Origin of the sequence: Okeania sp. SIO2B9 (genome assembly GCF_010672505.1) — a bacterium.
Taxonomy (GTDB): domain Bacteria; phylum Cyanobacteriota; class Cyanobacteriia; order Cyanobacteriales; family Microcoleaceae; genus Okeania; species Okeania hirsuta.
Window position 1 is genome coordinate 1 of sequence record NZ_JAAHGK010001155.1, and the last position, 2,449, is coordinate 2,449.

Annotated in this window: 2 protein-coding genes; both read left to right on the plus strand. The window is 39.9% G+C overall.

What is annotated here, in order from left to right:
• On the plus strand, positions 1-574 hold a 574-nt coding region (locus F6K13_RS28370; protein WP_287289191.1), incomplete at its 5' end, for a M10 family metallopeptidase C-terminal domain-containing protein.
• Between the two features lie 285 nt (positions 575-859).
• Positions 860-1,753 carry a hypothetical protein gene (locus F6K13_RS28375; RefSeq protein WP_124155743.1) on the plus strand — a complete coding sequence of 298 codons (894 nt, stop codon included), beginning with the start codon at positions 860-862 and terminating at the stop codon, positions 1,751-1,753.
• Positions 1,754-2,449 lie beyond the last annotated feature (696 nt).

Sequence of the window (2,449 nt, forward strand, 5' to 3'; positions counted from 1 at the left end):
CACCAACATTGGTACAGTCACAGGCAACCCAGTAGATGAAAATGGCAACCCACTCACCAACCCAGATGGCAGTGACATTGATGATGTCACAGACAATGACCCTAGTAACCATATCGGTGTAGTGCCAGCAGCTAACATAATCGACGGTACCAGTGGTATGGACATGATTGAAGGAACTCCAGGTAACGACATCATAACTGGCTTTGAAGGCAGGGATATGCTAACTGGAGGAGAGGGAGATGACATATTCGTCTACACCCAATTATTGGACCAACGAGATGACATAACTGACTTCCAGAGTGGTAGGGATAAACTTGATTTGGGTATTCTACTTGAGAATGAATCAAACTTCTATGACCAATTCCCAGAAGGAACTGTTCAGGATGCAATTGATAATTCATACATCAATCCCTTTGATTTGGGAGCCTTTGGAATTGATGCAACATGGTTCCAAATCGACCCTGATGGGAACACTGGTGGACTAGCGCCAGAAAATATCGTTGTTCTGAATGGAGTTTCATCCATAAATCCTGACGGCAATGTGTTTAATCCGAACACAGATATAATTGTCTAAGTTTCCTATTACTTTTCCTTGAGCAGGTTTCACAAGATAATCCGTTCCCAAGTCTCGTAGCAATTCTCATAGAGACGTTGCACGCAACGTCTCTAAAAATCCAACAAGATGAATTTTGTAAACTGGGAAAAATAGCAAATTATGTGCTACAATTTTAGAAAATCATCTGCTACAATTTTCAATAAATTTGAGTACGCTCAATAGAACACTTCACTCAATCGGTTTTCCACAATATCAAGTTGCATCAACCCTCAATTTCTGTAATTAATTCAATTCACAAAAATAATGTTCAAACTTTTATCAACTTCTAAATCCCTTTTCCGTGGTCTTTCCTTGCTTCCAGTTGCTACTCTCAGCTTACTAAGCTTAGGAACCATAACTTCTAAGCCAGTTCAAGCAGCAGCATTTAACAACGGCAGCTTTGAATCTGACTTCACTTCTTGGATGACCACCGGAGATGTCAGTACAGTAGGTACTTTCAACAATTTCGATCCAACAGATAGCTCCTTTCAGGCTTTGTTAACCACTGCAACAACCTGGAGAGATGACGATAATGTTGGTGATGGTGAATATAATTTTTCAGGTACTGATGCCACTATTGCCACTATCAACGATGCTCAACTACAAGCATTCTTGGGGCTAGAAAATGATGCCTTACAAATTGATACACCTATAACTGCTATGACTGGGATTCAATTAGATTCTAAAGAAGGGTCAGCGATCAAACAATCTTTTTCTTTCGAGCATGATTTTAATCTGAGTTTTGATTGGAAGTTTCTTACCAACGATGGAAACACAACTAGTCTATTTTCTCTTCCTTCAGACCGTGCGATTGTAACTATATTTGACGGCACAAATACGGTGATTGAGACTTTTGCTCAAAGTGAAGGTGATTTCCCTGCACCTGGTTCCCTGACATCACCTGAATTTGAGAAAAAATCTCAAGGAACATTCTCAACATTTCTTGCCGCTGGCGATTACACGGTGGGTATAGCAGTTTACGATCTAGATGGAACTGATAAGACCTCAGCTTTGCTAGTTGATAATGTCAGAGTAGAATCTTCTGAAAAACCAAAACCTGTTCCTGAACCACTGAGTACTCTAGGATTATTGGCTGTTGGTGCTTGCATTGCTTGTTATAAAAAGCGTCAGCAAAATACTCAAACTTCTAAACAATAACAATTGTTTTTACCCATCAACGATAAATAACCCTATTATCATAACGGTAATGGAATTTTTCGATCTGAAGTAGAGTTAATTGGTTAAGAAAAAATGGAGGTGAATACACATATTACTCCATTCAAGTCGAACCTCAAGGACAATTTTTTGTCGAAGGCGATCAAGTAATTGTAGATGTAAAAGTCAGTGAAAATAGAACTCTTCGTATTCAGGGGCAAGTCGATTGGTCTCGAACTGGCTGCACTACAAGTGTATATTGTTGGACTTTACATAGAGAGTTTTAGCCCACTTTATATGAGCAGTAAAGTTTTTAGACTACTGCAGGGTGGCGGAAATAACTGACCAGTTACAAAATTCTAAAACAATTACAAATCAAAAATGATTGACTGTCAGATGTGCGTCTTACATTCCGGAGGGGCTGTGTGCGGAAGTAATTCCGCACAGTAGGCGCCTCGTAGGAAACCTCGCCAATTAGCACTCGCTTTTAAATGCATGACTTTTAACTTCCCAGTAGCGGCACTAGAGGCTAGGACTTTATCTCAACGTTGGTTGAAGACCCGCGCTCTCCCGCAGGGGAGCGGAGGGATGGGAAAACCAATCAATGTTGCGGTTTTACAAATAGTCTGTTAAAATGTAAATGTGGAAAAGTAAACAATAGATGGTTGAAAAAGCGTACAAATTTAGGTTTTACCCTAC